Source organism: Paraflavitalea speifideaquila, from assembly GCF_032395985.1.
Classification (GTDB): Bacteria; Bacteroidota; Bacteroidia; order Chitinophagales; family Chitinophagaceae; genus Paraflavitalea; species Paraflavitalea speifideaquila.
This window is the reverse complement of the sequence record NZ_CP135920.1, coordinates 7,611,236-7,624,250: the sequence shown is the minus strand read 5'-3', so window position 1 is coordinate 7,624,250 and position 13,015 is coordinate 7,611,236. Positions and strand designations below refer to the sequence as shown.

14 protein-coding genes and 3 pseudogenes are annotated in these 13,015 nt (G+C 44.2%); 8 read left to right on the top strand and 9 right to left on the bottom strand.

Going from position 1 to position 13,015, the window contains the following annotated elements:
• Positions 1–81 precede the first annotated feature (81 nt).
• Entirely contained in the window at positions 82–594 is a 513-nt protein-coding gene (locus tag RS881_RS52220; protein ID WP_315818055.1) for a hypothetical protein, read from the top strand.
• Positions 595–901: 307 nt separating this feature from the next.
• On the opposite strand, the gene RS881_RS52215 is transcribed toward RS881_RS52220, so the two are convergent.
• On the bottom strand, positions 902–1,486 hold the full coding sequence (locus RS881_RS52215) for an LptF/LptG family permease (RefSeq protein WP_315818054.1): 585 nt from the start codon (positions 1,484–1,486) through the stop codon (positions 902–904).
• A pseudogene (locus tag RS881_RS52210) lies at positions 1,434–2,470 on the bottom strand (LptF/LptG family permease). Before RS881_RS52210 ends, RS881_RS52215 begins: the two are co-directional and overlap by 53 nt.
• A gap of 128 nt (positions 2,471–2,598) precedes the next feature.
• Here RS881_RS52210 and RS881_RS52205 point away from each other — a divergent pair.
• Positions 2,599–3,210: a hypothetical protein gene (locus RS881_RS52205; protein WP_315818053.1), complete on the top strand. Its 612-nt coding sequence runs from the start codon at positions 2,599–2,601 to the stop codon at positions 3,208–3,210.
• Here the strand turns inward: RS881_RS52205 and RS881_RS52200 are convergent.
• A pseudogene (locus RS881_RS52200) lies at positions 3,207–3,586 on the bottom strand (START-like domain-containing protein). The gene RS881_RS52205 and the pseudogene RS881_RS52200 sit on opposite strands and share 4 nt — an antisense overlap.
• A 318-nt stretch (positions 3,587–3,904) precedes the next feature.
• On the opposite strand from RS881_RS52200, the gene RS881_RS52195 reads away from it, so the two are divergent.
• The 5 genes and pseudogenes from RS881_RS52195 (at position 3,905) to RS881_RS52170 (ending at position 8,071) form a co-directional block, all read left to right on the top strand.
• Positions 3,905–4,774: a sigma-70 family RNA polymerase sigma factor gene (locus RS881_RS52195; protein WP_315818052.1), complete on the top strand. Its 870-nt coding sequence runs from the start codon at positions 3,905–3,907 to the stop codon at positions 4,772–4,774.
• Positions 4,775–4,930: 156 nt separating this feature from the next.
• The gene (locus tag RS881_RS52190) at positions 4,931–5,320 is read left to right on the top strand and encodes a GxxExxY protein (protein ID WP_315818051.1); all 390 of its coding nucleotides are present in this window, start codon (positions 4,931–4,933) and stop codon (positions 5,318–5,320) included.
• Between the two features lie 99 nt (positions 5,321–5,419).
• Positions 5,420–6,738, top strand: a pseudogene (gene ffh / locus RS881_RS52185) (signal recognition particle protein).
• Positions 6,739–6,941: 203 nt separating this feature from the next.
• On the top strand, positions 6,942–7,379 hold the full coding sequence (gene rpsP / locus RS881_RS52175) for a 30S ribosomal protein S16 (RefSeq protein WP_315818048.1): 438 nt from the start codon (positions 6,942–6,944) through the stop codon (positions 7,377–7,379).
• A gap of 218 nt (positions 7,380–7,597) precedes the next feature.
• Positions 7,598–8,071 carry a ribosome maturation factor RimM gene (locus RS881_RS52170; protein ID WP_315818047.1) on the top strand — a complete coding sequence of 158 codons (474 nt, stop codon included), beginning with the start codon at positions 7,598–7,600 and terminating at the stop codon, positions 8,069–8,071.
• On the opposite strand, the gene RS881_RS52165 is transcribed toward RS881_RS52170, so the two are convergent.
• Genes RS881_RS52165 through RS881_RS52155 form a run of 3 tightly spaced genes read right to left on the bottom strand, consistent with a single transcriptional unit; the run spans position 8,058 to position 9,901 of the window.
• Positions 8,058–8,789 carry a LytR/AlgR family response regulator transcription factor gene (locus RS881_RS52165; protein ID WP_315818046.1) on the bottom strand — a complete coding sequence of 244 codons (732 nt, stop codon included), beginning with the start codon at positions 8,787–8,789 and terminating at the stop codon, positions 8,058–8,060. The genes RS881_RS52170 and RS881_RS52165 overlap by 14 nt on opposite strands.
• Positions 8,790–8,849: 60 nt before the next feature.
• A complete protein-coding gene (locus RS881_RS52160) occupies positions 8,850–9,677 on the bottom strand; it encodes a sensor histidine kinase (RefSeq protein ID WP_315818045.1) in 828 nt (275 codons plus the stop codon).
• A complete protein-coding gene (locus RS881_RS52155; RefSeq protein ID WP_315818044.1) occupies positions 9,677–9,901 on the bottom strand; it encodes a hypothetical protein in 225 nt (74 codons plus the stop codon). Before RS881_RS52155 ends, RS881_RS52160 begins: the two co-directional genes overlap by 1 nt.
• 391 nt (positions 9,902–10,292) lie before the next feature.
• Here RS881_RS52155 and RS881_RS52150 point away from each other — a divergent pair, with 391 nt between their 5' ends.
• Positions 10,293–11,273: a serine hydrolase domain-containing protein gene (locus RS881_RS52150; protein WP_315818043.1), complete on the top strand. Its 981-nt coding sequence runs from the start codon at positions 10,293–10,295 to the stop codon at positions 11,271–11,273.
• Positions 11,274–11,426: 153 nt separating this feature from the next.
• Here RS881_RS52150 and RS881_RS52145 read toward each other — a convergent pair whose 3' ends face one another.
• The 3 genes from RS881_RS52145 to RS881_RS52135 form a co-directional block, all read right to left on the bottom strand.
• A complete protein-coding gene (locus RS881_RS52145; protein WP_315818042.1) occupies positions 11,427–11,759 on the bottom strand; it encodes a hypothetical protein in 333 nt (110 codons plus the stop codon).
• Positions 11,760–11,826: 67 nt separating this feature from the next.
• Positions 11,827–11,928, bottom strand: a complete 102-nt coding sequence (locus RS881_RS52140) for a DinB family protein (protein ID WP_315818041.1) — start codon at positions 11,926–11,928, stop codon at positions 11,827–11,829.
• Positions 11,929–12,143: 215 nt separating this feature from the next.
• Entirely contained in the window at positions 12,144–12,644 is a 501-nt protein-coding gene (locus RS881_RS52135) for a hypothetical protein (protein WP_315818040.1), read from the bottom strand.
• Positions 12,645–13,015: the final 371 nt, after the last annotated feature.

The following is a 13,015-nucleotide window of genomic DNA, read 5'->3' as shown; positions in this document are numbered from 1 at the left end:
ACTCAGACATTCCTCAATCCCTAATTTAAGTTCATGTTACGAGCCCGGTTTGTTTGCATTCTTGCTGTAGTCTTAGGCATAATGTCTTTTACGGAAGGGCCTCATGGCGCCCGTGTGTCGTTGCAAACGAATAAAATCAGTGAGGATCTAACCGTTACGTATACCATCGAATTAACAAAGGCCAGGAAGCGGAATATTGGCATCGGCGAAACGTATAATGGGGGCACCAAAACGATTTTTGTATCGAATGGGCTGGCTAGGCTGCGCCTTGTAAGTCTTATGCGGATGCAATCGATCTTTATTTTGCCCACTGGAAATACTGAACGTACTGCAGCCATTGTAAAAGAATCGGGTAAAAACAAAAACAAGGTTTACCTGAATGCTATGCAATGGAAACAGTACAATGCCAAATATGACCAGGCCAGCTGTCGCTTTACAGAAGATAGTGCAGTTATTTCAGGATATTCCTGTAATAAAGTGATCATCACGCTCACGGATGGCAGAACGATTACGGCATTTTATACAAAAATATTCAGCGCACTGAACTGGCTGCTGTGGAGCCTGTTTTTGCTTGTATACCCGGCCTTGTGTTGAAATATACGTATGAATATAAAAAGGGGAAAATAACCTATACTGCTACTGCTGTAAGCAAAAACAGATTGACCAGGATATATTGCGGGTGCCGGCCAAAGGTTATCCTGAGCAACCTTATAAAGTCACGGGAGGTGAAAAAGAAGGTTGAGGCGGGAAGTGGGGAAAGTCGGAAAAGTCCGGAAGACGGAAAGTCGGGAAAGACGGGAAAGTCGGGAAGTAGAAAACAACAGCCTACCTACTCCATTAATTTACGGTCTTTCGGACTTTACTGACTTTTCGGACTCTATTTAGGCTCTTCTGATGTTGTTCATTCTTCCGTGGTTTCTTCCAATACAGGAATTTGCTTATTGCTTTCGTTCTTGTCTCCTGCTTTCTTGCTCCGTAGTTTGCGGAATATGCGGTAATAGAATTCCTGGTTAAACAACTGTGAGTCGTGGAGCGCTTTATAGATCAGGAAAAGACCAATGGGTAATAAAACGATGGTGGCCAACCACATACCGGCAAAGGGCTGCAATACATCCTCTTTCACAAATTTCTTTCCGAAATTCATCAGCAAGAAAAAGATCACGAAAAATACGACCGCAAATACTACGGGTGTACCAATACCGCCTTTGCGCACGATGGAACCCAAGGGAGCGCCGATGAGGAACAAAACCAGTACGGCAATGGACATGGTGAATTTTTCGTGCCAGGTCATCAGGTGAACTCTTAGTTCTTTGCGCCGGTTCTCATATTCTGCGGAAGCTCCCTCCATGGTACTCTTGATGGAGTTGGCAAAGGAGATACTTTGGTCCAATACGCCGGAGCGGGCGCTATCTGGCAACCATTTCCTGAAAGCCCTATCGGTTTTCGCCAGGGCATCCTTTTTCGCCAGTGAATCCTTTTTCCTCATTGAATCCTTTCTGGCAGCGATATTCTTTAGTATTGCGGTATCCTTTTAGCAGCGGAATGCTTTTTACAATTGCTTCCTTTTTAACCGCTGAATCCTTTGTTAAGGCGGTATCTTTTTTGGCCACGGTGTCCTTCTTTGCAGGCGGCAAAGAAACCCTGGTCCATCCACTGTCCAGGTATTGCATAAAAGGCATGTAGGCCTTTAATTCCAATTTATGCCGCGCCTGAAACTGGTCGAGCATTTTTTGCACTGAGTCAATTGATCTATTCAGTTGTGTAATGCTCAGCATTTCTGCCCGGTCCTTATAGACGCTGTCTGATGTGAGATTTAAGATGAGTGAACTCAGGTCGAGCACTTTTTTATACTCTTTGAAGCCCATCCGGTAAAAACGGCTATTGTCGCTATGTCTTTCTCCGTCTTCCTCATAACGCCATCCATCCTGTAAAGTAAATTCCAGGTTTCTTTTATCGGCTGACATACGCATGATCCCGCGCCTGGCTGTAATTATGTTGTCCTGTACGTTATTGCTGTTTTCAAAAATGATAATATCGTTCAGGGTGGAGTCGTTCACCTTTTTGGCCACTTTGATCGAAAAGCCAGGGATCATATTGTAGAAAGTGCCTTCTTTCAGGTCAAAAGCGGGTTTTTATTTACCAGGTCATACTGAAGTGTTTTCATCTTCAGGTTGGCAATGGGGATCACGTTGTTGTTGAAATAAAAGGCGAGTGCTGCCAGCAGGATGGTGGTGACGAGCAAGGAGCGCATGAAACGCAATAAGCCAATACCGGCGGATTTGATGGCTACCAGCTCAAATGTTTCCCCCAGGTTACCGAAGGTCATGATGGAGGAAAGTAATACTGCCAATGGCAGGGCCAGGGGCACCAGTGTAGCACTCAGGTAAATGATGAGCCGTATGATGGTCATTCCATCAATGCCCTTACCCACAAAATCATCGATCCACAGCCAAAAGAACTGTAATATCAATACAAACAGTGTGAGGAAAAAAGTGGCAATGAAGGGGCCTATAAATGCCTTCAAGACCAGTATATCCAATTTTTGATCACAATAGCTAATTTCGTAGGTAGAACGGTAAATCCGAAATATATGTAAATATGAACGTGGCAAAAATACAGCTTTCAGAAGAGGAATCAACCCTGGTACAAAATGCTCATTGGCTTTTAACAAAGAACAGGATCATTGAAAAAGTGGGCTTGCTGTTAGGTGAGCTCGTTAGCCCTTATAGAACTATTCTCCACGAACTTGCTGTCCCTTTACCCCTAGCCGTTACAGGCTCTGTTCCCAAGATATCAAAAGGAGAAAAATATGAAGGATTACCCTGGGTAATACTTGATTTTCCGCGTGTATTTGGTAAAAATGATACCTGGGCTATTCGTACACTTTTCTGGTGGGGTCATTTTTTCAGTATAACCCTGCACCTCAAGGGAGTTTATCTCCAACAATACAGTACAGTTTTATTGGAAAACATAACACTGTTACAACAACATGGGTTTTTCATTTGCATTGCCAGGGATGAATGGCATCATCATTTTAAGGAAGACAATTATATACCTTTATGTCAATTGGACGCAACCTCGATAGGAAATATGCTATCGGGTAATGATTTCTGTAAGTTGTCCGTTAAAATTCCATTGCATCAATGGGGTTTGGCCAATGAAAAATTGGTGGAGCTTTATCAGGTTGTATTGCGGGCGCTTGGGCATTAATTGCCCAGGCGGTGAAATAGGTCTTTCACCTGATAAGCCCACAACTGGCTTTGATCTTTCACTTCCCCTTTCTCTGCAAAATCACGGATCACCAATATCGTCTGATTTGTAACTTCTGATTTTTCAATGCGAAACTCAAAAATTCATCAGTAGGCTGGTGTAGCCAATGGAACCGGATATATTTATCCTGCTCGGTCTCTAATACTTCAGCCCTATCTGTTGTCCCATTCCAGGAAAAACTGAAAACATTATCCCGCTCATCCACTTTATCGGCAAACCATTCCTGCAAACCAGCCGCTGTACTAAGGAACTCATATAAAATGGAAGGAGAACATCTTAACGGATACTCTAACGTAAATTGTTGTTTCTTACTCATCTACTCCTTGTATTGATCTTTTGTAATACCAATGCGCAATAATAGAAAAATAATGGAACCCCCAAAATTTTTTTTTGTTGCAACTCCCGTTAAAGGTAGGGAAAGACATATATAATCCGAAATACTTTAAAGCTACTGACAACCAACAATTTAGGCATAAAATATTTGGTTTCCGAGGTGGAAATGATTAAATTGCTGCATACGAACTTTTATAAGTTGGTGGTCCGGATATAAGAAAATACCCCTTTCAGCGTTTTTCTTATGTCTGATTTGTAGCCTTTAAACCTTAAAAACCCTTTAAATGACCTACCTATGAGTATGCGTCAACTCAAGATCACGAAATCGATCACGAATCGTGAATCTCAGAGCCTTGAAAAGTACCTGCAGGAAATTGGCAAAGTTGAATTGATCAGCCCGGAGGAAGAAGTGAGATTGGCAAGGAAAATCAAGCAAGGCGATCAGTTGGCACTCGACAAACTCACTAAAGCAAACCTACGTTTCGTAGTGTCTGTTGCCAAGCAGTACCAAAATCAGGGTCTCTCGCTGCCCGACCTCATCAACGAGGGCAACCTGGGCCTGATCAAAGCGGCACAACGTTTTGATGAAACCCGCGGTTTTAAATTCATCTCCTACGCTGTTTGGTGGATCCGTCAAAGCATATTGCAGGCCCTGGCCGAGCAATCGCGCATTGTACGCCTGCCACTCAACAAAGTAGGGCTCACCAACAAGATCCAGAAAGCGTTCTCGCAACTGGAACAGGAGTATGAACGGGAACCCTCACCGGAAGAGCTGGCAGAATTGCTGGAACTGGAAACGGAGGAGGTTTCGGCCACTCTGGGCATTGCAGCCCGCCACGTAAGCATGGATACGCCGCTTTCTGAAGGGGAAGACAATACGCTGGTAGATGTATTGGCTAATCCCAACGCAGAAATGGCCAATGCCAACATTGAGCACAAGGAATCTCTTAAACAGGAGATCGAACGCTCTATGCGAATGCTTACTGAAAGGCAGAAAGAAGTGATCTGTTATTTCTTTGGTATTGGTGTAGACCATCCCATGAGCCTGGAAGACATTGGGGAGAAGTTCAACCTTACGCGGGAAAGGGTTCGGCAGATCAAAGACAAGGCCATCACCAAATTGCGCACGAATTCCCGTTCCCGCGAATTACGGGGATATTTAGGCGTTTAACTTTAAAAATGTAGGGCCACCCAAAGAAAACTTTACACTGAACGCAGATTTACTGATTCAATAGATTTCGCAGATTGTCATATATTTGCAGCCTGAAAAAGGTGAATGTAACTACATTCGCCTTTTTTGTTTCCAATCCATGAAAGACCAGATTGCATGCAGCAGCAGGAATACAAACATGCAGACCTCACCCAAAAGATCATTGGCTGTGCCATGAAAGTACATTCCCAATTAGGGGCCGGTTTTCCTGAAGTCATTTACCAACGTTGTTTGGGGATTGAATTAGCAAAAGCCAACCTGCTGTTTGCGGTTGAACAAAGCAGGGATATTTTTTATCAAGATAATTGTGTAGGCAGCAGGCGATTAGACCTGTTAGTAGAAGGTAAGGTCTTGATAGAATTAAAGGCTGTTACAGAAATAGAGCCTGTGTTTTATGTGCAGGTCGTCAATTACCTAAGGGTTTTTGAGTTGGAAGTAGGGTTGTTGCTTAACTTTGGAAAATCAAGTCTTGAATTCAAGCGTTTGGTGAACACAAGGTGGAGCTAGTTTGTGAAACCAGTAAAGCCCAATAAATCAGCGTTTAAAATCAGCAACTGATGCCGCGCTAATCTGCGAAATCAGTTAAATCTAATAAATCAGCGTTTCATGTTTGAATCATTATCGGAGAAATTAGAATCCGCCTTTAAGCAGATAAAAGGTGAAGGCAGGATTACCGAACTCAATATTGCTGCTACTGTTAAGGATATCCGCCGCGCCCTGGTGGATGCCGACGTAAACTATAAAATAGCCAAAGAATTTACTGATAAGATCCGGGATACGGCGCTGGGCCAGAAGGTGATTACCGCTGTAAGTCCTGGCCAGCTGATGGTGAAGATCGTGAAAGATGAGCTTGTAGAGCTTATGGGCGGGTCAGAAAGCACGTTCAATACCAAGGGCAACCCGGCTGTTATTCTCATTGCGGGCCTGCAGGGTTCTGGTAAAACCACTTTCAGCGGCAAACTGGCCAATTTTCTCAAAACGAAGAAGGGGCTTTCCCCGATGCTGGTAGCTGCGGATATCTATCGTCCGGCGGCCATTGACCAGCTGAAGGTACTTGGTGAGCAGATTGGAATTGATGTGTATAGTGAGCCGGAAAACAAAGATGCTGTAGCGATTGCCACGAATGCGATTAAAGAAGCGAAAAGCAAGAATAAGAATGTAATCATTATCGATACTGCTGGCCGTTTGGCGGTTGATGAAGTGATGATGACGGAAGTGGCCAATATCAAGTCTGCCGTTTCACCCAATGAGATCCTTTTCGTAGTGGATTCAATGACCGGACAGGATGCGGTAAACACCGCAAAAGCTTTTAATGACCGCCTCGATTTTTCGGGTGTGGTACTGACCAAGCTGGATGGTGATACCCGCGGTGGTGCTGCGCTGTCTATCAAATACACTGTTAACAAACCCATCAAGTTTGTGAGCAGTGGCGAGAAAATGGATACGCTGGATGTTTTCTATCCCGAGCGGATGGCCCAGCGTATCCTCGGTATGGGTGATATTACCACCCTTGTTGAAAAGGCCCAGGCCCAGTTTGATGAAGCCCAGGCCAAGAAGCTGGAAAAGAAGATCCGGAAGAATCAGTTTGATTTTGAAGATTTTAAGCAACAACTGGAGCAGATCAAGAAGATGGGTAATATCAAAGACCTGTTGGGAATGATCCCTGGTGTAGGTAAAGCAGTGAAAGACATTGATATAAGTGATGATTCCTTCAAAGGCATTGAGGCGCTGATCAATTCGATGACCCCCAGGAGCGCAACAATCCCGATTTGATCAATGCGGCCCGTAAAGCACGGATTGCCAAGGGGGCAGGGAAAGAACTGGCCGAACTCAACGCCTTCCTCAAGCAATTTGAGCAAATGAAGGAAATGATGAAGATGATGAATAAAATGCCCATGGGCCGCATGGGGATGGGTAGAAAATAGGGCCCGGCCAAATTTTGATAAACTTCAAATATTTTGGCCATTTATGCCCTTAATATTTTTTTAATTATAATTTTTTTCAGAAGTAGGCTTAGATTTAAAGCGAATTATTATATTTGGAAAAATCAACCGGATTGCTACCTTTGCAATCCTTGAAAAAGTAGAAAGTAACCCTATTTGTTCACGCATTTAAATGTCTATTTAAAATGCCAGTTAAAATCAGACTGCAACGTCACGGGTCTAAGAAAAGACCATTTTATTTCATCGTAGTGGCAGACGCCCGCTCCCCCAGAGATGGTAAATTCATCCAGAAATTAGGTACGTACAATCCGCTTACAGTTCCGGCTACTATTCAGCTTGACCGCCAGAAAGCCCTCGATTGGCTTCATAAAGGCGCTCAACCTACGGACACTGTACGCAGAATTTTGTCGTTCAAGGGAGTACTGTATCTGAAACACTTATTACGCGGTGTTAAACTTGGTTTGTTTGACGAGGCTGCTGCAATGGTAAAATTCCAAACATGGCACTCAGAACATGAGATCCATGTGAAGAAACGCCAGGAAGCAAATGCCAAAGACAGACGAGTTCGCCGTGGTGGTGTTGGCGCTCCTATCAGAAGGAGAAGCGAGGGAGAAGCCTCCTAAGCTACAGTATAGCTAAAGCCAAACTCATTAAATCCCGATGACTATCTTTGTCGTCGGGATTTTTTCTGTTAAGGGAGGCCGCTTTGAGCCCGTGGAAGTCTGTCAAAAAACTTCTTCTCCCAGGAGTCTTGTTGCCTGAAAAACTAATATGACGAATTACATCAGCATTGGAAAACTCGTAGCGACTTTCGGCGTAGCCGGTGAATTGGTGCTGCGGCATGACCTGGGCAAAAACAACGCTTAAAGGCCTGGAAACGCTGTTTCTGGAAGCTAAAAAGGACGAAATGCTACCGTACTTCCTGGAAGCTACCCGCTCTAAAAACGACCAGGAACTGTTTATAAAGCTCGAAAATGTCCATAGCAAGGAAGCGGCTCAAAAGCTGGTACAAAAACAGGTATGGCTTGAGGAAGCTGCTTTCCATCAATATGCGGGTAAATCGGCCCCCATTTCGCTATTAGGCTTCCACATCATTGATAATGGAACTGATATTGGCGAAATACTGGAAGTGATCGAACAACCGCACCAGGTGCTTGCCCGCATCGACCTGGATGGCAAAGAAGCCCTCATCCCCATCCACCAGGAAACCCTGCTAAAAATGGATAAAAAGAAAAACAAATTGAGGTGGATCTGCCCGATGGGCTGCTGGATATCTTCAGGTGACCCCCAAGGCCAGGAGATCAGGTGCGTATGAACTTCTCCTTCACCTGATCGGCATAATTGATGCTAACGGGTATCTCTGTTTTATTCATCAATATCACCGCATCAACCTTCAGCAATTTGATTTGCCGCAAGGCTACAATAAATGATTTGTGGGTGCGGATAAAACGATCGCCAGGTAATAGCTCCTCCAGCTTCTTCATTGTTAGATGCAGCAGGTGTTGCCCGGACATGGTAAATATCTTCATATAATCCCGCGAAGCTTCAATATAGAGGATATCATCATAGGCAATTTTCATCAACCCTTCTTTTTCTTTAATAAGGAGAAAGTTGTTTGCCTCCTGTTCAGTGGCGATGGGGATGGGGGTGGGCTGCAGTGCTTGTTTCACCTTCTCTACGGCCTTTACAAACCGCTCATAAGAAAATGGCTTCAACAAGTAGTCTGTTACATTCAGGTCGTACCCATCCAGCGCATAATTGGCATAAGCTGTTGTAAAGATCACCTTCGGTGGATTGGTTAATGTTTTCAGGAAGGTGATGCCATTCACCAGCGGCATTTCAATATCCAGGAAAATAAGGTCAATGGTATGCTGCTCCAACTTGGCAAACGCTTCCAGTGCATTCCGGCATTTGGCTACCAGCATCAAACCGGGTGTTTGTAAAATGTATTGCTCCAATATCTGATGCGCTATCAACTCATCATCGGCAATTAAACAACGGATTACTGGCCCCACAGGCTGATTAGTAGTCATAGTATTAGGATAATGTGATCGTAAGTTTTACTTCAAAAATTTGCTTGCCTGAATTGATCGTCAGGTTATACCTGCCCGGGTAATACAGTTCCAGCCGTTTCCGTACATTTTCAATACCCACACCACCATATTGCTTACTCCCTGCCCCCTCCTGCAGAAGGGGGTAGAAGCAAATACATCATTACGCAACTCAAAACTCAGTGTAGGGCCATCTATTGTTAACGATCCCTGTATAAAACCCGTATCGTTGAGCCGGTGTGCTCCATGCTTAAAACTATTCTCCAGGAATTGAATGAACAACAAGGGTGCAATATGCTTACCCGTTGCCGCTCCACTTACTGTAAACTGGATATCGGCCGCCGGATAACGCTTCTTTTCCATTTCCAGGTAATTTTCCAGGAACCCGATATCCTTTTCCAGCGTCACCTGGTTCTGCTGACAATCATATAAAATGAAACGCATCATATCCGACAACCGCAATATAAACGCCGGCGTTTCTTTATTGCCTGTAAGGCTCATGCCGTAAATATTATTGAGGGTATTGAACAGGAAATGCGGGTGGAGCTGGGCCTTTAGGGATTCCATTTGTAACAACAAATTGTCCTTTTCCAACTGGAATTTCTTGCGTTCATTTTCAAAAGCAAACCTGGTAAAGGTAAGTGAGAGGAAAGCAATCAGGTCTGTTACGAGGATATTAGGATCCCAGAACGCAATTTTGAAAGCTCTCCCTTGCAGGTTCAGGTATTGATATTGATAATAAGCCGTAAGAACGGCATCTGTATTCATGTAATAAAAGGCAATACTGACCAGCCAGCCCATCCATTTAGAAACAAAGAAGAAATAGAAAATAGCGGTGAGGAAAAACAAGCCATATTTCCGTTTACGCATTAACAGGGGGCCAGCCAGCGGTAAAAAGGGATGGTATACAGGGTGGCGGCTATGGAATAGAATATGAGCTGTGGGTAAGGGAAGTTTACCCGCAGGCCGTGGGGTACGGGTGCTTCCTCCACATAATATGAATACTTGTACAAGCATACATAGATGACCCAAATAAATAGTTCATAAGTATAGGGAAACCGGCTCTTTTTGTCAGTAGGTTGGTACTTATCCATGCTGCAAGAATAAAATAGTCTGCCCCCATACTATCGCTTCCTTCGATGTAATGGTCCTTTCTTTCGACGTAATGGGACCGGTAAAATTATGTAGAAATACCATCTCCCGGTTATGGAATCCTTTAAGTATATCACCAGCGCATGGTGTTGCATTGTGCCATCCACCTAATAACAGCATCTATGTAAAGCAATCGCTTCTATTCAACAATGATATTGTGCCGAAACCATACAATAACTGTTCATAATCGTACACCTGGCAGTGATATATTTCATAAAACATTAAATATCAATGATGCGAAACTATGGCACGCTTTTTAACAAATAGTGTCAAACGAATTACAATGAAAACCTTAGCGATATTACTGCTTGGAATGGCTCTTTCAACAAAGGTTTGGCTCCCAACCAGGGAGAAGTACCTAAGTTGGATGGTCAATCAACCACCAGTAATGAACAGTTAACAAAAAGGCTAAAAGCCATTGTAGAGGCGCAGAAGATCGCCGGCCTCTCGGTAGTAGTAATAAAGAACCGGGTAATTATTTATCGTAACTACTTTGGTGTAAAGAATACCTCTACCAATGCACCCTTTACCGATTCAACGGTGTCTTATGCCGCTTCATTAACAAAGCCGCTCTTTTCTTACTTGTTTTTGAAGTTGGTTGATCAGGGTATTTTTGAATTGGATAAACCGGTATACAATTACCTGAAGAACCCTATTGCCTCTTATGAAAAATGGAAAGACCTGGACAAAGAACCCAACTTTAAGAAGATCACGGCAAGGATGCTGTTAAGCCATAGTTCGGGCCTGCCTGTATTGCGTTATTTTGTTGGTGATGGAAAAACCCTTACGCTGGTGAGTAAACCTGGTAAAGCCATGTATTATTCCAATGAAGGCATGAACCTGCTGGGGTTTATTGTAGAAGAGCGCATGGGTAAAGATCTCCAATCGCTGTGCAAGGAATATATCTTTGAACCCCTGGGTATGAAACATACGGCGATGGTGTGGCAAAAAGAATTTGAGTCCGATTATGCTGTGGGCCATGATAAGGATGGTAAAATAATAGGCGCTCAAAAACGTACCAGCACCCGGGCTGCCGGTTCAATGGTCACTACCCCTACCGATTATGCATTATTTGTGAGTGATGTGTTGAGTAAGAAAGGGCTTTCCCGTAAAATGTATAACAGCATGTTTACCCCTCAGATCAAGGTTACCAGCAAGCGGGGTTTTGGTCCATTGCGTGATAGCCTTTCCAACCACAGTGAGTTCAGGAATATCGACCTTTCCTGGGGACTGGGCTGGGGTTTATTCAAAACTCCCCATGGTAAAGCTTTTTTCATACAGGGCATGCGGATGGATGGCAAAACTATTGTGTAAACTATCCCGATAAAGATATGTCTGTGATACTTCTAAGCAACAGCGATAATTTTGAGGGTGCCGTTGCTAAAATACTGGAGACTTCGATCGGTGATACCTGGTCTCCCCTAAAGTGGCTGGGTTATTACGATCAACATTAGGTGTGTAGGTTCTTTACGCTGTGAAGCCTGGCTGAGGAAAAGTATAGCCATGATTACCTCTGATTGCTTCCAGCGTATTGGCCACCTGTACAAAATGCCGTTGATGGTGGGCTACCAGGAAACGGAAGGTATCACCCAGTTTCAGCTTAATGAATTTGGCAATCGAAATAGGTATCCTGATCTTGTTGAGGTCTGTATGGCGAGCCTGGTTGATCAATTCGAGCATTAGTTTTTCCTGGGCCATGAATTCATTCAATACCTTAAGACTGTCCACATCCGGAGAAGGCCGGTGATCTTTGGGTGCTTTCATTTTGTTGGTAACAACACCGTTTTCTTTGGGCAGCATGGACTTCGTAAAAAATCACCCAACCAACCGGGCTTATAAGAAGCATTGACCGGGAAAGCAGCCCCTTTCAAGCTTTTTGCATCAGGGGCAGGTAATAGCGGCCATAGGAATTGAGGTGTTCAATTGCTTGCGCCACACTCCATTTGCCGGCAGCGGGTTGTTGCAACAATACCCCTGGATCTTCCTGTAGCAGGTAATGCAGCGTGAGAATGATCTGCTTCGTGTCGGACTCAATTGATCCAGTAATTGGGCGCTTTGCCTGTTTTTCATGGCTTTACTTTTTTAATACTACAAAGCTACCAGCCTTCATTTTTATAAATCTTGGTGTGCACCAAGATTTTCATCGAAACAAATGCCGCGCAGCTCGTAGCTCAAAGCTCGTTTTTAAAACCAATTCACCTCGCGCTTAACCCCAATCCCTACTGTATAAAAACCTCCTTTGCTATATTGCGAAGCCATGGAAAGTGCGCCAGTCCTCGGCCTATAATCAACGCGCTGCATCAATATTGTATTGGACCCCATATAGTAGTTGGTACTGAGGCTGAGTAAGGTTTTGGGCCAAAGGCGTATGTCGACACCCATCCCTGCCTGGAGTAAGACAAGCATCTGCGAAGGGTATTGCACCGTATATTCATACTGGGCGGGCTCTCCACCAGGCCAGTTATGGGTGGTACCAGACACCTTGCCTCCGTATCCTTCATCTGTAACGCCAAACGTAACACCTGCTACAGGGCAAAAGGATACCGCGCCTTTCAGGATGGGCAGCCGGAAACCTGCACGCAACGGTACCAGGTAACCTGTGCGGTCCGTTCCACTGGAGCTATACTCATCAAAAGCGATCCCTATTTTATAGGCCCGTACATAAAAACCCGTTTCGAGAAACACATGCTTATTAAAAGTGCGCCGGATAGTAGCGCCCCACAGCGCACTGCTAAGTTCCGGCTTTTTAAGAAAGCTCTCGTCGCTGATCTTGAAAAAGATCCGCTGAATAAGCCACCTCAGCGCCGATATGCGTAGTGGTTTGGGCCAGGGAGGTAATGCAGGTTATCAGGCAAAAGCAACAGGTAATAAATCGGGTCATGGGTAAATATATTTATAGGCCAATGCTACTGAAGAGTAGTCGTATAAAGTTCTAAAGACAGACGAAATGACGAATATGGCACATGAAAAGCCTGAATACCGGTTTAAGATGCGCCATCCGAGAGGTCCATACCACCTTCCTTCAATCCGCGATTGTATTGATTATTTGATCCCCG